The following is a 21481-nucleotide window of genomic DNA, read 5'->3' as shown; positions in this document are numbered from 1 at the left end:
CGTGTATGGAGACGTAACAGCCCTGGCGATCTCGCTGTGACGTACTACCGTACAAATTACGCGCCCACCCAACGACCACGTCCAAGGAGTTCGCATGGCAATCCGGTCGATTGCTTCGCATAGCACATCCCAATTGCGCCGCCTGATCGGCCAGATGCAGGCGGAAGTCGATGCGCTCGAGCATCTGTCCGCACCGGATCCCGATACGCAAACTCGCCTCGGCTATGCCACGGCTAGGCTGCGCGACGGCATCGAGGCGGTGGAAGACGCGCTTCAGTCGTTGCGGGCGCTGCAACAGGTACGGCCTTCGGCGATGAAGGCGCGGCGCGGGCCGCGGGTGGCGTGACGCGGGATGCGCCGGATGAAATGACAAACCAAAAAAGACAGGCGAAAAAAAGGGCTCGGAACGAATTCCGAGCCCTTTTGTATCTGGTGGACCGAAGGAGGATCGAACTCCCGACCTCTGCATTGCGAACGCAGCGCCCCCGGTAGAGTTGGGCGACCGTTTGGTCAATTGTGGAGCGGCTTTCCGGGTTCGCTTCAAGATTATTTGTTTGGCTTGTCACCCTGCTGTCACCCTTGGAGCAGTGATGGCAACCATTCGACAACGCAATGACCGCTGGCAGGCAATCATCAAGCGGAAGGGGTATCCCCTTCAAACGAAGACTTTCGACCTGAAGAAGGACGCCGAGAAGTGGGCACGACAGCAAGAGCGACTGATCGACACAGGCGACTGGATCGACCAAAGCGAGGTGCAGAAAACCACACTCGCTGAGCTTTTGGACCGATACGCCGACGAGATCAGCACAGCCAAACGCGGCAACAGGTCCGAAGCCTACAGAATCGGACGTTTCAAGCTACAAGACATTGCCAAGTATTCGCTGTCGGCCATCACACCGCAGATGATTGCATCGTGGCGGGATGCCCGCCTGAAGCAGGTCTCATCCGGCACGGTACTGCGTGAGCTTCAGCTTCTTGGGCATGTCTTCAGCGTCGCCATACGAGAATGGGCGATTCCGCTTCAGGCAAATCCGGTTGGTCTTGTCAGGAAGCCTAGCGCCGGTAAGCCCCGTGATCGCGTCCTGACACCGGGGCAGCGTGACGCACTGGTCCTTAGTTGTGGGCAATGCCAGAACCCGTGGATCAAGGCTGTCGTGGTCTTTGCCTTGGAGACGGCGGCACGGCGGGGCGAAATCCTTGCCCTGAAATGGAAAGACGTTGATCTGCACCACAATACCGCCGCGCTGAAGATCACCAAGACCGGGCAGCCACGGATCGTTCCCCTGTCACCACCTTGCACATCGATGCTGGCGGGGTTGCCGAGAAGCGTCAGCGGTGCGGTCTTTCCTGTCTCTGTCGAAGCCCTGAAGCAAGCATACGAACGCGCTGTCATTCGAGCTGGAATCCACGATTTCACGTTCCATGACCTGCGGCATGACGCCCTGACCCGACTAGCTGGACAGGGGTTCTCCGTTCTGGAACTGCGTGCAATTTCCGGGCATGCAACGGCGAACATGCTTCAGCGGTATGTCTCGATTGACGCCAGAGAACTGGCTAGGAAGTTGGCCGTCAATTGCTAGACCTGACCGCCGCACGGTGGCGAGGTCTCCATTCATGGAGCACCTCGCTCATTTGGCTCGACTGGCAAACATGCTCCGGGGTGGACTGGTTGACCTCGGTACGACCTTCGTCATACGGCGATCACGCGGACTTGCGGAACCCGACCGAGAACTCATCTTACGATGCTGAAACGATATTACTATCCCTCTGCCGCTGAACTGGCAAAGAAGATCGGTTGACCGGCTTGCATTGACGGCTGAAGGACATTGGCATCCCGATGTCCTTCTTGCTTGACCGGTTAGCCCCCTACTAACAGACTTGGCTACGAATCACGCGATGACTGCAAACGTTGTGGTGCCACCCATCACGAAAAACGATCTCTATGCCCAACTCGTACAAATCGGCATCGAGAAAGGGTATGTGGTCATTCCCGAGTTTCGGGTGCATCTACCAGACAGGCAGCGCAAGAAGAACATCGACTTGGTTTGGGTGACGCGCCAGCCCCAGATGGCCTCGCCGCATCAGGACCGCAAAAGCCTGCAATACTGGACCTTGCATGCCACCTTCGAGATTGAGGCTTGCGACGTGAGAAACATCCCAGGCAAGGAGTTTGATCGACACATCCGCGACCTTCCGACCATTGAAAATGCCGATGGCCGAATCCCGATTAGGCATTTCATCGCCTTATACACTTCAGCGCACGACAGAAACTGGAACCATCGGCGAGACGTTGAAGCGGACATTCGCCAGCGGGAAGATTGGGCGAAGGAGAAAAACAGCGTGATCAAGGTGATCGATGGCCGCGATCTCTCTGCTGTTCGTTCTATTCGCAAAGCGGCCACCATTTCGGCATCCCAACGTCAGTGAAGCAGTGCCCGGCTTATGTCATCCGATTCCGGTTCTGACAGGTTGGATGCTTCTGGGGGGCAGCCGAAGTCAATCAGTCCGCCCTTGTAGGTCTGGACCACATATTCGAGCATGGACCCGAACCGGTGAACGATGGCGATGAAGTTCCCGGCGATCAGACCCGTCGTGTATGGAAGAACGTATGTCACCGCAAGGTCTTCGTCGGAATCGATAGCGAAGACCGGCAGGAAAACGCCTTCATTCAATCGACGTGCAAGGTCGTGCTTCTGGTCAATGGGTGCTTGTCGGTTCAGGGGCAGAAAGGTCCTGAACTGGACAAACTTCCTGTCTTCGATGATGGAAATGCGGAACCCCAGACCCTGCGGGGACCGCATCCAGATGCCGTCAGCTTGGACTTCATGCGGGACGAGTCCGCTGTCCCGGATATGGGCTTCAAGGGTGTCGATATTGATTTCGTGCTCGCTGAAGGTCTTCGTCAATAGGCTCTCCGTCCGTAGATTCAGCCGGTCTTGGTTGAACGACCGGGACAACATCCGGCGTGCTGTTGTCCCGCTATCGCAGTGTCGCGAACTTAGTCGTTAGCCGGTCCGATGAATTTCTTCCCGAACGGCGTCAATTTCACATCCTTGCCAAGGTTGTACTTACGCGACTGCGCTGGGCTGACACCGTCGGATTCGTCAACTTGAATTACGCCGTCGATGTCCGTGTAGTTCCAGCTTGCGTTCATGCCCTTCGCGGTCGTGCTGGCTTCAAATTCGCAGCCATCACACGACCGCTTGTCCGTCAGGGTGATGCGTTCGCTGCCATCCTTGATGGTGCCGATGACGTGTGCGTTCGCCGCCGTCACGCCAGCAGCCAGCAATAAGCCAACAATCAATTGAGCTTTCATAGACTTCTCCGGTTGTCAGTGGTCGAATAATGAAGAACCGCCGATGAACGGCGGTCGGGTCTAGTCTTGGAACGGCGTTACAGCGAGGACAGTGCCTGAATGCGGGCTTCGGTCACACGCAGCAGGCAAGCAGCATCGTTACAGGCGTTCCGTTCTGTGGTAAGCCATTCACGTTGTCGCAGCTTCAGCGCCGCTGCATCGCTCGATTTGGCCGCAGCCGTGCGATAGGCGGATGCAAGTTGCCGGTCAGCATCGGCGGTTTCCGGCGTCGAACAGATCAATTTTTCGATCTTGGACGATGCCTTCCCACAGTCAAAACTGGCGGAAATTGCGGGCGTTGATGCTTCTGGCTGTGCTGTCGGTGCCTGCGGTGCTGGTTGCGGTGCCGCTGCTGCCGGTGCTGCTTCGACAGAGGGCTTCCCTTCGGGCTGAGGCACCTGCGACGGTGCCGCATCGCCCGATGTACCCAGAACGCTGGCAACTCCGTGTGGCAGCGGGCACTGCTTGTTCAAGCTGTCCGACAGAGCGATGAAATTGGGGTACTTGTCCGGGTCCAACGTCTTCGTTTGAACGATGTAGCCGATGCGCTGGAAATCGTCTTGGTTAAAGACCTGTTCGAACTGATCCAACCTGCACCGGCAAAGATCAAGATTCGATTGCTTGCCACATTCCTGAGCAACCGCATCCTTGTAAGCCTTGTCCCACTTCACATTGTTCCGCTTCGATGCCGAGACATCGGCGACCGTGTACGCCAACGCACCATACGTTGCGCCGTACATACGAAGGTTGCTTGATGCTTCTTTGGCATTCACAAAGGTGATTTCAACAAGTGGCCCGTTCTTCCGTTCCTCTTTGTCTGCGGGGACCGATACCCTGTAGGTAATTTCCTCGTTGAACAGCGGTCCAGTCTTGCGGATGGCCTCGGAATAAATCCCGGAAATCCCACCATCACCGAGCGCCCTTCTGGCCTTCGCCAAGTCCTCTTCCGGGAAGCTGATGACGAGATTTCCCTTGCAGTTCACGAATTGCGATGCGGTGTTTCGCCCCGTTTCGGTGATCATCTCGACCCGGAAACTGATGCGCTTGCGGTCAATCGCCATCGTCAGATCGGGAATTCCGGTTCCGGTGAACTGCTCGGCGTAGTTGTCCGTGATGATTTTCTTCACGTCGGGCGACGCGCAGTCCAGCTTGGCAGCGCCACCGAACAAGGCGGCAAGACTGAACGACGGTCCGGTTGATGACGCCTGATCGGTTGCTTGGCCGTCCTCATCGCTGGACCCCTGCGTGGCGAACAGCAGGCCGACGACGGCCACGGCATACAGGACTGCCACCCCAAGTGCGGCCAATACCGGCTTCACCAGTGACTTTTTCGCATAGGTCTTGCCGAAGCCGTCCTTCACATAGCTGACCTGGTTGCGACCAGAGGCCACGTACCAGACGAAGAAGTAGATCAGCCCGCCGACGTTGATGAATCCGCGTACGGCATCACTGTCACCACCAGCCTTGGCAGCAAAGCAGACCGCAGCCGCCATCGCAGCCAAGACAAGTAGGCTGACGTAGAACCACGCTTTCGACGTGGCTGCCCGTTCCGGCTGGCCCAGAGAACGCCAATTCGATGCCTGTAGGTAGCTGCCGAAGGCCGGTGTGAATACGAAGCTAAGACCGGCCACGGTCGATGGATTCCATATGGGCTGATTCTGGTTGTTCTGCATATAGGTTTCTCCCATGTTGCTCTGCTTCTTCTGGATGGATGCGTCCCGATAACCGCCCATGGTCACAGGCGAACAAATCTTTCACGGAGAGCAATGGGGACCATGGTCCGTCGTCAGCGCGGCATCTTACCGCACACGATGCGGGGATGCCAATTCGGACCCACAAACGCAAAGACCCCTCTTTGGTCGCTCTTGGAGAAGCAATTCGCCGCCTGCGCGAAGCAAAGGACCTGTCGCAGGAATCATTGGCATTACTTGCCGAAGTGGACCGCAGCTATGTGGGACGCGTAGAACGTGGCACCAACAACGCCGCAACGCTGACATTGAAAAGACTGGCGAACGCCCTTGGAATCAGCGTGGCCGAACTGATGGCCGAAGCGGGGCTATGAAGCGGCCTCTGCCGTCAATTGGAACGACCGGCTTGGATGTACGCCAACGCGAATGCATGGCGCGACCGTGTGGGCCTGATGTGCGGGGATGTAGGAAGGTCGAAGCGGCGATTCTTCTGGACTTCTGCGCCGACCTTCGTAGTAGGGGTGGCCCAAAGAGGGCAAGCGCGTGCTACCTGTTGCAGACATAGCAAATCTCCCTTTTAGCCGGTTCGACGATGTGTCGGGGTGGCAAGCTGGACAAATCCCCCGGCCCTGTCCCGAAGAAGGACGCAGGCACAACGGCGAAGTTAACACCAAACGAACGGAAACGCTCGACGGCAACACCAATCTCTGGTATAATGCCGCCTTCTCTTGGTTGCAATTTCGCCGAAGTATAAATTTTCGCATGAAGTTGTCGCCATTGTCAACGACTGGACTCGATCAGGTTCCAGTTTGACCAAGGAACCAAGGCCAGGAACGCAAGGCGCGGCGTGAAGCTAAGGGCCGAACCCCCACGTCAGCGGTTGTCGCCATTGACTACCAAAGGACCGGTATCCGCCAGCGGTGAAGATTGCCCATATCGGCAACCGGTGGGACTTCATGGTTCAAGTGGGCACCAGTAGGCGGACAAGCCAGTACCCGGTGATGGCCGAAGCGCAGCGAAGCCAGCAACCACATTCGGACGCGACAGCGGACGAATGATGCATGTCGCCAAGGATGACCGATTAGCACTACCGGTGTAGATCGGACCTCATTGTTTCGACTTCGGAATCCGATATTCGAACATCGGACTTGATCTGAACCGAAGTACCCGGTGATGGCGAAGCGCCAGCGAAGCTCGCAATGCCATGAGGACGCGAAGCGGACGAATGCATTGCTGCCATGATGTCCAATCAGGACTAGCGGTGAAGATCAGGACCTCATGTCCGGTTGTTGCCGCAGCTGAACTTCGAACATCGGACTTGATTTGATCCGAAGCACCTGGTGATGGCGCAGCGCCAGCGAAGCCCACAACGCCATGAGGACGCGTAGCGGACGAATGCGTTGTTTCCATGATGTCCAATCAGGACTGGCGGTGAAGATCAGAACCTCATTTCCGGCTGCCGAATCCAATATTCGAACACCGGACTTCATCTGCTTTGACCAGTATGCGCGTGATGGCGTAGCGGCAGCGAAGCCATCAACGCGGTTCGGGAAGCGAAGCGACCGAACTGGATTGGTCTTCGGGGAATGGATGACTAGTTCCCAATTGGGGACAAGTTCTGCGTCGCTGTCGCTCCGCCGAAACCGCCGTCCCTGCGGGCCGTCGGATTTCGAACACGTATTTCATGAAGAAGTAATCAATTCATCACTACATGTGATCAACCAATGAGCAACGGTTCAACAATTTCTGTCAATTTGACAGGGTTCGGAGGGAGGAAACCTGTGACAGCAATGCACAACCAGTTCCCATTTATCACATATGGAACATCGCTGGCGCGATGTCGAAACCGCCGTCCCTTCGGGTCGTCGGATTTCAAACTTGGTTTTTACTTCACCAATGAAGAAGCAACCAATTCATCACTACACGTGATCAACTAGGTATGACTATACACGGACAGTCACCTATTTCTGTCAATTTTACAGGGTTCGGAGGGGCAATCTGCGTTCCCCCACATCACAAGGAGAGATTGAAATGAAATATCACCAACCGGGGATTTCATCCCCATTAAGAGGAAAACGAAGTGTCACAACAAGACTACAAGAAGAAGTATCAAGAAGCCGCCTTGGTTGAAATGGATGTTCGCCAGTATGCGGACCAAAAACTGGCAACGGTTGAATCAGGAAACGAATTCAAAAGCATCGTCAAAGTTATTCTCGATTCGAAGTTTCCCTATTGGGCCACAACACTTGCAACGATGCTGTGTAACAAGCCGGAACGTGCAAATCTGAGCAACAAAGACCTTGTAGCCTTGATCGAGAACGACAAGGGTGAAACCGGACTTAATCACACCATCCTTTCGAAGAAGCTCAGTGCGATTCAACGCGACCTCGCAGCCGAGATTCTCCAAAAGCATGGTTATGCCACGGACACTCTGGTCAAAGGGACCGACATCAAGAGGATTGTGAAGAACAACGTTCGCACTGAGACGGAAAAGAACGATGGCGTCGTCTTCTTCGCGGACGGTGTTTCGATGGATGGGATGATGTACAAATACCGGCAACGGGATGTCACGCCTTCCGGCAATCCGTGGTATGACTTCTGTATCCGTGTATGCGGTCATGACATGCCGCTTCAAGCCATGTTGAAGGTACGTGGTATTAGCATCGGCGAATTTCAGAAGCGGGATGAAGCAGCCCGCAGGTTCGCAAGCACAGAACACACCGTCAAGCGTCAACAGTTGGACCGGCAGCCGGTGAAGTCGCGTTCGATCCAAAAACTTATCGCCGCCATCTCGGAAAATAACTCTGTCCGCGATAATGTTGTTCAACTGGACGAGATGTCGAAGTTCCACGCCATGTTGAACGCGTTGAAGTCAGCATTTGTAGATGAATCACCGACCAAACAAACAGAAGCGGAACCCGGTGCATCGTATATCAGCAACTCAGATGGGTCGCTGACCAAGATAGTGACGCTGGATAACCAGCATTATGAAATCATGGAAATGCACGCCTGATGGCGATGAGGGATCAGGCGGCGCGTATCTCTGCGCGGGTTGGAACGCTTCGGCACCGCCGCCACTTTCCCGACGCATTGATATTTCAGGATGCTACGTTAATAACGTCTCCTACGTTAATAAGTCCCGCTCCAAAATATCTGACGCATCAGCACGCTTGGTCATTCGCAGCGATGCATTTTCAAGTTGCTCAAAGCGATCCGGGTAATATTTGTCAAGGACATTAAGAATCAATTCGTCACGCATACGGTCACGATCCAACCCGAAATGGGCGCGTCGATGATCCTCAGCACAGAGCGCGACAACATTCCAGACTTTGTCGAATCCGTTACAATGCAACGGAATAACGTGATGGGCTTCCAAATAATAGCCGCCTTGCGGTGTCGCAAAGCCCTCCTTGCCGCAATATTCACAGCAACCGTCTGAGGCCCTTCTTTTAACCTCACGGACAACCTGAGAATCACGCTCGTAGACCGTTGATTTTGTAACCGGTATGACTGGCCTATCCTCGCCGTCACCTTTGACTAAATTTTTGGCGTTCTGCGAGTGGTCCTCGTCATATGCATTGAAGCCGGGTGGCTGAGGTACGCCGCGCATCACCACGATTTGATTGGTTGACGGGTCGCGATGATGCGGGAACCAGAGCACGTCATCCAATTCTCTAAATTGCGCCTCACTGGTTTCCCTGTTTCCAATTTTTTTCTTTGGACCATCAACAACAGCTACGCGAATTGGGCGGCCATTCCAGTAAGCCTTCAAAATCATGTTTCCAACCGCTTGTGCACGGTTTTTCTGAACCGACAAGGCGGTATCACGATTTTCATCAATCCAATCGCTAGTTCGATCCGTAAAGCAAATCGTACCGTCCACCTCTCGAAGCGACTTAAACCAGATAAAAACTACTCCTACATCGTCAGGATCACCAAAACACCAATCATACTGCGATGTCATTTCAAGGCCCAACTCATCGACGATATCACCAACCAATTGCGTCTTGACCGGCTTCAAATCTTCTCTTTTTGACATTTCTTAGTGTCCATCAATTATCGAAAGCTGCGGCGAATCGGTCCTCAATTTGGGACGGTATTTTTCCGTCTCGCGTGCCGCCCAAGCGCGACAACGTGGACCGGGAACAACCGATACCCTGTCGTCATTCAATTGTTGCCGCCGCTTCCCTGACCCGCATGATCGTCTGGCGGCTGGTCTTCATGTCCCGCGCAATCTGGGCAACGGAGACGCCGGCACTCAACCGGGTCACGACGATCGCACGCTGATCGGCTGTCAGGGCTGACGGCCTGCCAAAGGTCTTCCCTTCACTCCGCGCACGACGAAGGCCAGCCTGCGTGCGCTCGATCAGCAGATCACGTTCGAATTCGGCCACCGCGTTGATGACTTGCATGGTCATTTTGCCTGCCGGGCTAGTGAGGTCCACCCCGCCAAGGGCCAGACAGTGAACGCGGACGCCAGCGGCTTCCAGCCGTTCGACCGTAGCCCGCACGTCGATTGCGTTTCTGCCCAATCTGTCGAGCTTCGTCACGATAAGGACATCAGAGTCTTCCAGCTTGTCCAGCAGCTTCGAGAAGCCCTTGCGTTCGGATGCGGCCACTGAACCGGAAATGGTTTCGGAAACGATCCGCTGCTTGGCGACGGTGAATCCCGCCGCTTCGATTTCCTTCACTTGGTTCTCGGTCGTCTGGTCCGCAGTCGATACCCGGCAATAGGCAAACAGTCGTGACATCCGCACCTCATGTGTCCGTAATGGGAGTACGAATCTTATACCCTGTCCGATAGGTTTACAAGCTAAGTTTTGGACACGCGGATTCAGGATGTCCGCCAACACTCGGTTTCGGACACCTGCGCTCGGTTCGCCTTGCCTTGGATCGGCAACAACGTTCGATATGCGTACTTGCTGGTCATCGACCGAACCACATACAAACCGGTTTCGCCTGACGCGTACCGATCTCGAACCACCATCAAAGTGATCGTCTCCCAATGCCCGCCCTAGGGCAGGTGACATCCGGTCGGATCGATCCTCGAAGCTGTTAGAATTCCCGCCACTTTTCAGTGCTCGAAACGGCCAAGGCATGGCGCCTCCCAAATACCCCTTCATCAGCACTCACAAACACCCCTTCATCAGTACCTCCCCACGCAACCTACAAACGGAAGATAAAAAGATGACTCGAAGGACCACCTGCTTTGATGTGTTCGAACAATGCGTGCTGGCAGTCGAAGCGGGAGAACTGATTGAGTCGGTAAGTGCTAAGGACAAGGAATTCCACTTCCAGAACTGGTTCCAAAAGCGCCTTGAAAGCCTCTCCGTTCATTTTGAGGGGTCTGGTCGCAATACCTATCCAGATTTCTCCCTGGTTGAGGCGACCGAGGGCTACGAGATCAAGGGACTTGCATGGCCGGGGCGCGAAAAGGATTACGACTCAAACAGCCAAGTGCCGACCGGCTATCACAACGGTCGCCAAATCTTCTACGTTTTCGGTCGATACCCCGCCGACCTTACGCCATTCGCTGATCAGGGCAATGGGCGTAGACAGTACCCCGTCGTTGACCTCGTTCTGTGCCACGGTGATTTCCTAAATGCGGACCACAACTATGTGCACAAGAATAAGAGTGTGAAAGGATTCGGAACCTACGGAGACATCATGATCCGTGATCGGAAGATGTATGTAGCACCGACACCTTTCGCCCTCACAGAAGGCACGACCGGCCTGATGACGCTGATCCTACCCGAGAGCATGGGTACCGACCCCCGCTTCCGAGAAGTTGGCCGATTGACGCGTACCGAAGCAGAAACTCTTGTCGTTGGATACAACTTCGACCTGAGGACTAACCAACTGACAGCCGAACGCATTGCCAATCCAAGCGCGGGGGCACAGCATCACTTTGTTGCTTATCGGCTTGCAAGCCAGTCCGACAAGCCGGTATCGATGCTAGGCCGCCCCGTTCTACCGGACGAAAACTCTAGGGCCGACGAAGAATGAATACCGTCACCGAGGACATTACTTTTGCCAACGCTTTCGCAGCGACGGCACTCGAATGTGACTTTCCTATCGTCGAGATCAGTCAGATCGCCGAACAGGAAAGTTGGCGAAAAGAGATCAATCGCCCAATCTACCACATCCACAAATGGTGGGCGACGCGGCTAGGTTCGGTCTTCAGGGGGATTACACTGGCCGCCCTAGACAAGCCCGGTACAGACACGTGGGAGCAGTTCTATAAGCGACACGACTTCGCCGGTAAGGTCGTGCTCGATCCGTTCATGGGCAGTGGCACAACCCTTGGCGAGGCGGTCAAACTTGGGGCAAAGGCCATAGGGTCTGACATAAACCCTGTCAGCACCTTTCTGGTTCGTCAGGCGTTTACACCCGCGTCAGAGGAGCAGCTTCGTAAAGCATTTGACACGTTGGAGAGGGATGCTGCCCCTGAGATTCGACGGTACTTCCAGACACGCGACCCGGCTTCCGGGCAAATGATTCCGGTTCTGTACTACTTCTGGGTAAAAACTCTTACCACACCGGAAGGCGAAACAATCCCGCTGATGTCTCGGTACGTCTTCTCGCAGGACGCGTATCCAAAGAAGAAGCCCAGAGCGCAGATTGTATGCCCCGACTGCTGGGGGGTACTTGAAGATCGCTATGACGCGACAGATGTCACTTGCCCCCATTGTGCGCATCGTTTTGACCCCCAAGTCGGGCCAGCCGCAGGCCAATATGTGACCACAGGTGCAGGCAAACGCTACAGAATCAAGGACTTACTTCCGAAAGACGGGGCACCTCCGCAGCATCGCCTTTACGCAATGATGGCGCTGCGACCAGATGGGGAGAAGGTCTACCTTCCTGCCCGTGATGAAGACATTGCTCTATATGAACAGGCAGAGGTACGACTTGCGACAGAGGACCTTCCATTGCCTGTTGCCAGCGTTCGCCCCGGCCACAATACTGATCAGGCGCGTGGGTACAACTACACAAAGTGGCGCGATTTCTTCAACGCAAGACAACTGCTCTGCCTTGGACTACTGCTGCGCGAAATTCTAAAGATTGAAGACCTTGCAATTCAAGAACAGATGTTGTGCTTGTTTTCAAGCACTTTGGAGTTCAACAATCTGTTTTGCAGCTTCAAGGGGGAAGGCACAGGCGCGGTTCGGCATATGTTCTCGAACCACATTCTGAAGCCAGAGAGAACGCCGCTTGAAAATTCCGTTTGGGGAACCGACCGAAGCAGTGGGACCTTCAGCACGCTCTTCGAGTCTCGATTGCTTCGGGCGAAGCGGTATCTCGATGAGCCCTTCGAAATTGACTTTGACTACGATGCCACCGGCAAGCGCGTTGGTTCCCGCAAAACCGTTGCCAGTCAGCCGATCAGGGCTAGGCGCATGGATACGTGGACCGAACTGAATGCTGCTGATCATGGGTTGATGATCCTCAACGGAGACAGTTCGCAACTGCCTATCCCAGATGCATCGGTAGACGCCGTCGTGACTGATCCTCCGTATTTTGACTTCGTTCACTATTCGGAGCTGAGCGACTTTTTCTTCGCCTGGCTTTCGCCAGTCCTGAAGAACCGATACCAATGGTTTGCCCGTGCAGATTCATCAGATGATGGCGAGGTACAGCATAAGGACCCACGCGTCTTTTCGCGCCAGCTAACCTCTGTTTTCACTGAATGCTGCCGGGTACTGAAGGATGACGGCGTGCTGGCATTCAGTTTCCACCATTCCCGAGCGGAGGGCTGGGCGGCGATCTACGAAGCGATTACAGGGGCAGGCTTAGCGGTAGTAGCTGTCCATCCTGTCCACGCTGAACTGCGTGCGGCCAGTCCGAAGACTGCTGCCAAAGACCCAATCAGCTTGGACGCCATCTTGGTATGTAGACGACGATCCGTTGTCTTGTCACAAGGCAGTGCGATCCCAGACCCGACGGATGAAATCGATACTGTGGCCTCGCGATTGGAAAAGGCCGGTCTATCAATCTCCGCAGGTGATCGATTTGTCATCGGAGCGGCACAAACACTTATAGCCAAATCGCTGGACACCTTGACCTTCGACGAGATCAAAGCACAACTCGAAGCCGTTCGGGCTTCCGTCGATCAGGGAAAGTAGGAAAGTTCCGGCAATTTCGTCGGCGGCTAAGTTGAATCCGACCAGTCTGACGGTCCCCGATCTTGCTTCTGGGACCGTTTTACATTGCGCCGACAGGAAGGCTATGGGAAGTTCGCTGAACGCGACCGAGGCTATCCAACAATCAGTTGAGAATTGCCGATGGTTTATCCACAAGTGATTGAAGGTGCGAAAGCAACCAGACATCAGCAAAGCGGCTCAGAATGATCGCTTCTTGTTGCGCCCTCTCAGCGTTGCCTCGGTCATCGATGATGACTCTTACGTCGGCCTTGGCCTGAGATGGAATTCCGAGAATGTCGGCAAGCTTTCTCACTTCGGCTGCTGTGGACTGTGGGCGAGACGAGACGACATCTATGAGTTCCCCATCCAGTAAGAAGTCAAAAGAATGCGAGCGTCCCGAGAGGCCAAACATTGTTTGGTCCCTCAGAATCTCATGCCCCGGCTTCCACTGCTGCAAATAGAACTCAACTTCCGCTGCAAGGCTTGCGGTGTCGCTTGTCAGACCGGCGTTCTCACATTCCCAATCAGCGATGGCGAGGATGGCTGTGATTACCTTTTGAAAGCCAGACCTTGCGTCTGCTGGCATCGCTAGAGCGGAAATTTCCCCATCCTCTGATAGGTCCGCACCGGCATCCTTTACCAGCTTCTTAATAGGGGCGACTGAGCGGTTGTCCCTAAACTTGATTCCAGAACCGGCCACATGAAACAGTGCCTCGCCCCCATCGAAGAATCTCAGAACGCTGCCAGCCTCTTCCGCGAATACATGGATGCCATCGCCATCAAAGTATTGGAATGGCGTGGAAAGACAATGAATAACCTCGCCACTTGGCTGAACTAGGCTACGGCACTGGAAGCCAATCGACGCGAGGAGTTGAGCGCAGTTCATTGTGATTTCAGGGCGAACGTGAAGGGAGATTCCACGGGTTCTTCAAAGCTAATGTTAGCGGTCCGCTGGAAATGCTCAATAGCCTGCTCAAAAGTTGACGGAAAATCACTTTTCCCAAAACCTTCCCTGTCCTGCCCAACATGTTGATGCGGCCAGTCGTGGCTGCCGGGCATGCCCAACGGCACCGTCGTGGTATCCAGTTGGTAGATTCGCCTTGGAGCACCGCATTCCGTCTTGAACAGACCGAACTTGTAGCACTCTCGAAACGGCTTCATCGTCCGCAGGCAGATCAACTCGACCGCCAGATCACGCTTGTATTTGCCCCCTTCTGCCATCACGCCGACCGCCAAGCTCCACTTTTCGATTCGGCCAGACGAAAAAGGATGCCAGTCCCCGCCCGGCGCGGTCTTCTCCAAGGCAAGAATTTCTTCTGCTTCATCGCGGGGCAGGTCTAAGTGATTCGCCATCTACGTTAGTGGGCAGGTTTGAGCGAAGTAACCTAGCCATCATATCGCAACTGGCGTACTGACCTTGCCGGAGAACTGGCCGCAGCCTCTTTCACGGATGGTTGAAACGTCAGTCTGTGCGGTTCACGGTTTCTGCTGGTCTGAACGACATGACGCCGTTGCCTCAAATCGGAAGATCAACGATTCCACGATGTCATACCCGCGCAACTGTTCCAGCCATCGTGTCGGAATTTCAGCAACACCACTGGCACGAATTCCAGCGAGGCCGCCCGCAACTGCCGCTGTCGTATCGGTGTCGTGCCCGAACAGGATGGCGGTCCTGACCACATCTTCAAACGTTGCTTCCTGCATGGCCTTGTGCACCGACCAGATGGTATCGATGCAATATCCGCCGCCTGTTGGCTTGTGGGTTGTGGGGAAGCTGCGCAGTACGTCCAGTTCGCGCAACAGGACCTGCCGTTCTTGTTCCACGGACCAGCCGTCATAGATTGCGCCAATGCGGAGGTCCGCCCAGCCCCACGGATCGTCCAGCTTCATCAGATAGCCACGACCCACCACGCACAGATACGCGCAACATACCAGTGACCGTGGGTGGGCGTGCGTAACAAGGGACTGTAGGTGCGCATGGTGGACCAGTTCTTCATCGGTGCCGGTGTGCCACAGGGCCAGCGGCAAACAGCGCATGACCGAACCATTGCCATTGCTGCGTTCGTCCACCCCGCCAGATTCAAGCGGTGACACGCCGTCTCGTAGCCGTTCGATGGCGAGTTCGGTTTGCAGGCCACAGTCAAATACGTGGCCGTCCACAGCCATATAGCCTTCGTCGTACCACCGCAGCAGCCGATCGGCGAAGTCTGCCAGTGAAAACGTGCCTCGTTCCAGCAGGCTGGCAAGTAAACACAGGGCTTGGGCACCGTCGTCACTAAAGCAGCCAATCGGAACCCCGAAATGTGCCCGCTTGAAGTAGTTGGGCGGCTGCATTTCGATCAGGTCGCGGCTTGGCAGGTCCTCCGGAGGATGAAATTCGTATGGCACGCCAAGCGAATCTCCGACCAACAGCCCCACCAGTCCGCCCACGATGGGGCTTGCGCCGTGGTCCGGCAATAGTGACGCGAACCCATTGTTCTTGCTGTTCTTATCCGTCAATAGTGTCCTCCGAATTGGTGTTGGTGGTGCCAATGGAAGCGACTGACGCGACCAATGGTGCCGATTGCCCAATGATTGGCGGACCAACGGTCGTGCGACTGTCACAACCATTGGGGACCGTCCCGGCACTGGTCCCGGCACTGCTTCCGGGGTACTGATTCCGGGGTACTGTCCAGTGGGTACTGTCTGGGGTATTGGCCCAGTGGTAAGCCGGGTGGTACCAATGCCATGGTGTAGAGCAGTACCCGCTGGTTTAGTCGGGACAGTGGTCATGCCAGCGGTCAGGCAACAGTGACAATCATTGGGGAGATACACCAACGGGTTGATAGGCTAGTCCGTTTACGGCCCTCACTGTAATTGTTTGACTGGTCTGCAATCGCCGTGACCATTGCGGACTGGTTGGACAATGGTGGAACACCAGTGATCGACCGTAGCAGTGGTGTCCGCAGCAAAGTTAGCCAGTGGCAGACTGGTACATCGACGGGCACCCGCTATTCGTCAAGCTCGTCCACCGTCCTCGAACTGAAGTCGGCGGTGACAATCTTGGCCGAACGGTAGCGAGGTTTCGTGAAAGCGAAATAGCAGGATCGAAGCATTCCTGCAGATGCCATCGTTAGCAGAGACTGGAACTCGCTCTGGGATAGGTCGATTACACCCTGTAGGACTGGCTTGATAGCAATGAACGCGCCAATCGATGGTACCTCCTTCGTACCCACGACCGGGTTCGCACTGACGTAGGCCATGATGGAAAACTGCGAAGTCCCTGCTACCGGTTCTGTGAATTCACCCTCGATGTGTAGGGTAAGCATGGTCACCCGTTCTGGCGGCAATGATCGAGGTCTGTCAGCGCGAATACTCAGGCTGGCGCGAAGCTGTTTAATGTCGCCGTAACGCGGTAGCAGTTCGTCGCTCCGTCGTTTCCTACCGGGACGTGGCATGGGCGGTCTCCAATGACAAGGATGTGGACCGGGTGGGCCAATCCGCGCAATGGCATGCGCGATGGTGGCATCTCATGGGCGGCAATGGCTTTGACCGACTACCGATCATCGGCGCAATGGACCGACACCATTGATCCTATGCCGGACCGTGTGGCATGCTTCGCCCCGACAGGCAACAATCCTGTCACCCTCATGTCACCCTGCGGGGAGACAAGCCAAGCAGAAATCTTGGGAAATCAAGAAAGAAAAAGGGCTTGCTGGTATGGCAAGCCCTTGATTTCATTGATATTCTTGGTGGACCGAAGGAGGATCGAACTCCCGACCTCTGCATTGCGAACGCAGCGCTCTCCCAGCTGAGCTATCGGCCCGTCGCGGATGATTGTAGCCTACTTCCGTTTGGCGCTTCAATCCGTACCCGCAGGGTGATGATCCCGCGCAACATCAGGCCGCCATGCCCGGGTCGCGCTCCATGCCGACCACGCGCGGCTGGTTCAGCGGGCGGGCGCTGACTTCCTTGCTGGCGCGCAGCCACTGGGCCATGACATCCCAGATCGGTGCGCCGCCGGTCTGGCGCGCTTCTTCGGCCACGGGCGCCCAGCCGGCCACTTTGTAGGTCCTGCCGGCTTCGAGCGGCTGGCCGTTCAGGCGCATTTCGCTGATGCGCTTGCCCATGCCGGCGTTCGGGTCGATGGTGTACTGCAGGCCGCCCACGCGCACCATGTCGCCGCCTTGCTGGTAGTACGGGTCCGGGTTGAACAGGTTGTCGGCCACATCTTCGAGGATCGTCTTGATGGTCTCGCCGCTCATGTCCGTCACCGTGGTGTACGGGTAGGTGATGGCGGTCTGGTCCATCAGGTGCTCCATGGTGATGGCCTCGCCCGGCAGCAGCGTGGTGCCCCAGCGGAAACCCGGCGAGAACGCGATCTGCGCGCCCTGCACTTCCATCAGGCCGTCCAGGATGAGCTGGTCAAAGGTGCCGTTGAAATTGCCGCGCCGGTACAGCAGGCCGCGGTTCACGGCCAGCACTTCGCCGAGCTTCTGCTCATACGGCGCGCGGACCTTCCTGATCAGCCCGTCCATGGCCGGATCGGCCGGCAGGTAGTTGGCGAACACCGGCAGCAGGCGGTAGCGGAAATCCGTTACCTTGCCGTTCTTCACGTCAAAATCCAGCACGCCGAGGAACTTGCCATTGGAGCCGGCGTTGGTGACCAGCGTGGTGCCCCCCGCGTTCTTCACCGGCACAGGCGCCGGCATGCCGTCATGGGTGTGGCCACCCAGAATCGCGTCGAGCCCGCGCACGCGCGAGGCCAGCTTCAAATCCACATCCATGCCGTTGTGCGACAACAGCACGACCACCTGGGCGCCCTTGCTGCGCGCGTCGTCGATGACTTGCTGCAGGTTCTCTTCCTGGATGCCGAAGGTCCAGTCCGGCACGAAGTAGCGCGGGTTGGCGATCGGCGTGTACGGGAAAGCCTGGCCGATGATGGCCACCGCCACGCCGTTGATGTCGCGGATCACGTACGGGTCGAAGACGGGGTCGCCAAAGTCGTTGGTCTTGATGTTCTGCGCCAGGAACGAGACCTTGTCCTTGAAGTCCTTCTCGACGATCTCCTTGACGCGGTCGGCGCCGAGCGTCATTTCCCAGTGCGGCGTCATGACGTTGACGCCGAGCGCCAGCGCCGCGTCGACCATGTCCTGTCCCTTGGTCCACAGAGCGGTGGCGGAGCCCTGCCAGGTGTCGCCGCCGTCGAGCAGCAGCGCGCCGGGCCGGTTGGCCTTCATGCGCTTGACCAGCGTGGCCAGGTGGGCAAACCCGCCGACCTGGCCATAGCGCTGCGCGGCCTCGGTGAAATCGAGGTAGGTGAACGCATGCGCCTGCGGCGTGCCGGGGCGAATGCCATAGTGGCGCAGCAACGCGTCGCCGACCAGGTGCGGCGGCTTGCCGGCATAGGCGCCGATGCCAAGGTTGACGTTGGGTTCGCGAAAATACACCGGCCGCAGCTGCGCATGGCAATCGGTGAAATGCAGCAGGTGGACATTGCCGAAGCGCGGCAGGTCGTACATGGCCTCGGCGGATTTCGCCGCCTGGGCCGCGCTGGCGGGGAAGCTCATGCCGCCGGCGCCGGCAATGGCCAGCACCTGCAGGAACTCGCGTCGGTTCATGTCTTCGTCTCTTCCTGTGGAATCGGCGTGCCGGTTGGGCCCCCGCACGCATGCAAGGGCGTTCCGGCATCGTTTCAAGTTGGCCATGCACGGAGGGGCGTCCGCACGCGGCAAGGAATCTTCAGGGCCTGGCGTAACGGTCGAGCGCCGCGACTTCGTCGTCGAGCATCTCGCCCACTTCCTTCTGCACCACGCGGCCGCGCGCGTCGATCACGTACAGCTCGGGCAGGCCCTTGCGCGGGCTGAATGCACTGCGCAGCGCCGGCGAATCCATGGTAACCGGGAAGGTATAGCCGCGCTTGCGCAGGTACTCCGTCGCCTCGCGCGGATCCTTGTCGATGCTGATGGTCAGCACCTGCAGCGGCGTGCCGCGCGTGCGTTCGTGGAGCTTCTGCAGGCGCGGGTTCTGCAGGGCGCAGAACGGGCACCATGAAGCCCACACTTCGACGATCAGCGGCTTGCCGGCCAGCGATGCCGCGCTCAGGGTGCGGCCATCGAGCGTCCGCACATCGGGCAGCCGCACGGTGTCGCCGACCTCCAGCGCGCCGGCGCTGCCGGCGCCGGCCATCAGGCCGAAGGCCAGCAGCCACGCGATGAAGGCGGTGCGAACGCGCAGCATGCCCTTGTCCTTACTGGTTGACCGGCGAGGCCGGGTCCAGCAGCAGCGCCATCACGTCGCGGATCTGCGTTTCGGTCAGGATGCCCTTGTGGCCGAAGCGCGGCATGTTGGAGCAGGCCGCATAGGCGCTGGAGTCCCAGATCTTGCCCCAGGTGTACTTGACCACGTCGTCGGAATTGCCGCGCAGCTTGCCGTACTGGTACAGCGACGGGCCGATATTGCCGAACGAGATCTCCGCCTTGGTCATCTGGTGGCACGCGTAGCAGTTGCCGCCGTTGGTGCCGCCGACCGGGTCCGTGAACTGCATGCCGCGGCCGTTCTGCGCGATCTTCTCGCCTTCCTTCCAGTCGCCGAGCCACTTGCCGTCGGCCGGATACTTGACCTGCTTCAGCTCGGCGGCCTCTATCTTCTTTGCCGTGGCCGCCGGCACCTTGGAGCGGTCCGGGTACTGGCTGCAGGCCTGCTGCATGGCGTCCTGGTTGAGCACGCCTTCGACAGTGGCCGGCCCCTTCGACGAGAACGAGCCTTCGATCAGGTGCTTCATGTCAGCGGCGCTGACGGTGATCGCTTTCGCCTTTGCCGCCGGCTTGGCCTTTGCGCTGTCCTGCGCGACGGCACCGGCGCTGGCCGCCAGGGTCAGCGCGGCAACCGCCCACACGGCGTATTGCTTGGTGATTCCTTGCATGTCTGTCTCCCGTGCTCGTCAGCGCTTCATGGCGGGGCCATCGTAGGTGCCGCCGTTGGCGTTCCTGGCCAGGAACATGGTGAGGGCGGTGATCACGTCCGAACCGTAGGCTGGCTCGGGAAAGCGCTGCTGGCGCAGGCAGTCGTACAGGCGGTGCTGCATGGTGCGTACCTCGCCCTGCGAGACACGGTAGGCGGGCCACGTCGTGTAGGCGGCCTGCGCGCCCTTCTCGGTCAGCAGGTTGGGCAGGTCCTGCAGGCGGATGCGCTGGCCGTCCACCGCGTGGCAGGTGGCGCAGGCAAAGTCATAGGCGCCGCCGCGGTAGAAGAACATCTTCTGGCCCAGCGCGTAGGTGCGCTGCTCTTCCGGGTGGCCGAGCTGGACGTTCATCTTCACGCCGCGCGACTCGGCGGTCAGGTACGAGACCAGGCGCTCGATGTCCGACGGCTTGCCCGACGACGAGAACGGGTTGGCCATCGCCTCTTCCCTGGTCAACCCCTGCAGCGTCACGCGGCAGTAGGCCAGACGCTGCTCCAGGTCCATCACCTTGGCGGTGTCCTTGAAGTAGCGCGGCAGTTCGGCGTAGGCACCCTTGGTGACACCCGGGCCCTTGCCCAGGTCGCACTGCTCGAGCGATACGTTCTTCGGGCCGGCGGGCTTCTTCCACAGCTCTTCGCCGGCGGCTTCCCACAATTCAGCCGGGTTGCCTTCGGCCAGCATCTGGCGGTACTTGGCGATTTCGTCGGCGGTGCTGCCCTGCGCGTGCACGGCGGCCGCCAGGGTCAGCGCCGCGGCGCCTGTGGCAAGGCGTCGGATCTTGGTCATTGGGGGCTTCTCCTCCCGGCCGCTCATGCGCCAGGTCATTCTTCTGTCTGCGGGCCTTCCCTTGCCCGGGCCGTCCTCAAGGCTTGATGTAGGCGTAGCCTTCATCAAACTGCAGGCGGGCGATCTCCACCACGCCGGCCGGTACGATCTTCGATTCCATCAGCAGGCTCGATTCGGAAATCTTGCGTGCCGTCAGCGTATTGCGGCAGACGCGGAATTCGACACCGGCCGAGGCCAGCGCGCCCACCGGGCCTTCAAACGTGTTGCCGCGCGCATCCTTGGCGCCTTCCACCAGGAAATCCACGCCGTAGCCGAACGCGACCACGACAAGTTTTGTGTCGGGCGCGGCGTTCAGGTGGTTGCGCAGGTTGCCCATCGCGCGCACCGCCTGGTCGATGCCTTCCGACAGCTGGTACACCACCTTGACGCGCCCGCCCTTGCCTGCCGACGCGGCCGGCGCCGCCTGCGCCTCCGCCTTTGCCGCCAGTCCGATGGCGGCCAGCGCCGCCGATGCCCGAATGAATGCTCGCCGCATGATTGTTCCCGAGGTCAGTTTCCGACCAGAACC

Annotated in this window: 20 protein-coding genes and 1 tRNA gene; 7 read left to right on the top strand and 14 right to left on the bottom strand. The window is 57.6% G+C overall.

From position 1 onward, the window contains the following. Positions 1-133 precede the first annotated feature (133 nt). The 3 genes from AC3FNH_RS12540 to AC3FNH_RS12530 all read left to right on the top strand — a co-directional run bounded on the left by AC3FNH_RS12540 (position 134) and on the right by AC3FNH_RS12530 (position 2427). On the top strand, positions 134-346 hold the full coding sequence (locus AC3FNH_RS12540) for a hypothetical protein (protein ID WP_276098847.1): 213 nt from the start codon (positions 134-136) through the stop codon (positions 344-346). 244 nt (positions 347-590) lie between these two features. Then, a complete protein-coding gene (locus tag AC3FNH_RS12535; RefSeq protein WP_488720263.1) occupies positions 591-1580 on the top strand; it encodes a tyrosine-type recombinase/integrase in 990 nt (329 codons plus the stop codon). A 316-nt stretch (positions 1581-1896) separates the two neighbouring features. Next, the gene (locus AC3FNH_RS12530; RefSeq protein ID WP_488720262.1) at positions 1897-2427 is read left to right on the top strand and encodes a hypothetical protein; all 531 of its coding nucleotides are present in this window, start codon (positions 1897-1899) and stop codon (positions 2425-2427) included. Here AC3FNH_RS12530 and AC3FNH_RS12525 read toward each other — a convergent pair. The 3 genes from AC3FNH_RS12525 to AC3FNH_RS12515 form a co-directional block, all read right to left on the bottom strand. Continuing rightward, entirely contained in the window at positions 2421-2906 is a 486-nt protein-coding gene (locus AC3FNH_RS12525) for a YbjN domain-containing protein (protein WP_488720261.1), read from the bottom strand. The two genes, AC3FNH_RS12530 and AC3FNH_RS12525, sit on opposite strands and share 7 nt — an antisense overlap. Positions 2907-2998: 92 nt before the next feature. Next, the gene (locus AC3FNH_RS12520; protein ID WP_488720260.1) at positions 2999-3316 is read right to left on the bottom strand and encodes a hypothetical protein; all 318 of its coding nucleotides are present in this window, start codon (positions 3314-3316) and stop codon (positions 2999-3001) included. Positions 3317-3393: 77 nt separating this feature from the next. After that, complete coding sequence (locus tag AC3FNH_RS12515) at positions 3394-5043, bottom strand: lysozyme inhibitor LprI family protein (protein WP_488720259.1); 1650 nt, start codon at positions 5041-5043, stop codon at positions 3394-3396. A 131-nt stretch (positions 5044-5174) separates the two neighbouring features. Between AC3FNH_RS12515 and AC3FNH_RS12510 the strand changes: the two genes are divergently transcribed. Together AC3FNH_RS12510 and AC3FNH_RS12505 are read left to right on the top strand one after the other, a co-directional pair. Continuing rightward, positions 5175-5417 carry a helix-turn-helix domain-containing protein gene (locus AC3FNH_RS12510; protein ID WP_488720258.1) on the top strand — a complete coding sequence of 81 codons (243 nt, stop codon included), beginning with the start codon at positions 5175-5177 and terminating at the stop codon, positions 5415-5417. 1706 nt (positions 5418-7123) lie between these two features. Further along, positions 7124-8056 (top strand): hypothetical protein, encoded by a 933-nt coding sequence (locus tag AC3FNH_RS12505; RefSeq protein ID WP_488720257.1) that lies wholly within the window; start codon positions 7124-7126, stop codon positions 8054-8056. Between the two features lie 111 nt (positions 8057-8167). Here AC3FNH_RS12505 and AC3FNH_RS12500 read toward each other — a convergent pair whose 3' ends face one another. Both AC3FNH_RS12500 and AC3FNH_RS12495 read right to left on the bottom strand, forming a co-directional pair. Continuing rightward, complete coding sequence (locus AC3FNH_RS12500) at positions 8168-9082, bottom strand: HNH endonuclease (protein WP_488720256.1); 915 nt, start codon at positions 9080-9082, stop codon at positions 8168-8170. A gap of 124 nt (positions 9083-9206) precedes the next feature. Next, entirely contained in the window at positions 9207-9794 is a 588-nt protein-coding gene (locus tag AC3FNH_RS12495; RefSeq protein ID WP_488720255.1) for a recombinase family protein, read from the bottom strand. Between the two features lie 346 nt (positions 9795-10140). Between AC3FNH_RS12495 and AC3FNH_RS12490 the strand changes: the two genes are divergently transcribed. Next, the gene (locus tag AC3FNH_RS12490; protein ID WP_488720254.1) at positions 10141-11049 is read left to right on the top strand and encodes a hypothetical protein; all 909 of its coding nucleotides are present in this window, start codon (positions 10141-10143) and stop codon (positions 11047-11049) included. Next, complete coding sequence (locus AC3FNH_RS12485) at positions 11046-13166, top strand: DNA methyltransferase (RefSeq protein ID WP_488720253.1); 2121 nt, start codon at positions 11046-11048, stop codon at positions 13164-13166. The genes AC3FNH_RS12490 and AC3FNH_RS12485 overlap by 4 nt, the downstream gene beginning before the upstream one ends. Before the next feature lie 142 nt (positions 13167-13308). Here AC3FNH_RS12485 and AC3FNH_RS12480 read toward each other — a convergent pair whose 3' ends face one another. From AC3FNH_RS12480 to AC3FNH_RS12440, 9 genes are all read right to left on the bottom strand, one after another. Then, positions 13309-14070, bottom strand: coding sequence for a DUF1828 domain-containing protein (locus AC3FNH_RS12480; RefSeq protein ID WP_488720252.1), 762 nt, complete (start codon positions 14068-14070; stop codon positions 13309-13311). Then, positions 14067-14537 carry a hypothetical protein gene (locus tag AC3FNH_RS12475; RefSeq protein WP_488720251.1) on the bottom strand — a complete coding sequence of 157 codons (471 nt, stop codon included), beginning with the start codon at positions 14535-14537 and terminating at the stop codon, positions 14067-14069. The genes AC3FNH_RS12480 and AC3FNH_RS12475 overlap by 4 nt, the downstream gene beginning before the upstream one ends. Before the next feature lie 123 nt (positions 14538-14660). Continuing rightward, the gene (locus AC3FNH_RS12470) at positions 14661-15683 is read right to left on the bottom strand and encodes an ADP-ribosylglycohydrolase family protein (RefSeq protein ID WP_488720250.1); all 1023 of its coding nucleotides are present in this window, start codon (positions 15681-15683) and stop codon (positions 14661-14663) included. A gap of 1230 nt (positions 15684-16913) precedes the next feature. Further along, positions 16914-16989 (bottom strand) — tRNA-Ala (locus AC3FNH_RS12465). Positions 16990-17062: 73 nt separating this feature from the next. Next, positions 17063-18784 carry a thiosulfohydrolase SoxB gene (soxB, locus tag AC3FNH_RS12460; RefSeq protein WP_488720249.1) on the bottom strand — a complete coding sequence of 574 codons (1722 nt, stop codon included), beginning with the start codon at positions 18782-18784 and terminating at the stop codon, positions 17063-17065. Positions 18785-18905: 121 nt separating this feature from the next. Further along, on the bottom strand, positions 18906-19403 hold the full coding sequence (locus AC3FNH_RS12455) for a TlpA family protein disulfide reductase (protein ID WP_488720248.1): 498 nt from the start codon (positions 19401-19403) through the stop codon (positions 18906-18908). A gap of 10 nt (positions 19404-19413) precedes the next feature. Continuing rightward, positions 19414-20088 carry a sulfur oxidation c-type cytochrome SoxX gene (gene soxX, locus AC3FNH_RS12450; protein ID WP_276098849.1) on the bottom strand — a complete coding sequence of 225 codons (675 nt, stop codon included), beginning with the start codon at positions 20086-20088 and terminating at the stop codon, positions 19414-19416. A gap of 18 nt (positions 20089-20106) precedes the next feature. After that, entirely contained in the window at positions 20107-20913 is an 807-nt protein-coding gene (soxA, locus tag AC3FNH_RS12445; RefSeq protein ID WP_488720247.1) for a sulfur oxidation c-type cytochrome SoxA, read from the bottom strand. Positions 20914-20989: 76 nt separating this feature from the next. Next, positions 20990-21448, bottom strand: a complete 459-nt coding sequence (locus tag AC3FNH_RS12440) for a DsrE family protein (protein ID WP_488720246.1) — start codon at positions 21446-21448, stop codon at positions 20990-20992. Between the last annotated feature and the right edge of the window lie 33 nt (positions 21449-21481).

The sequence above is a fragment of the Cupriavidus sp. 22TCCZM01-5 genome (assembly GCF_057798915.1).
This window is presented reverse-complemented; position numbering and strand designations above follow the sequence as displayed.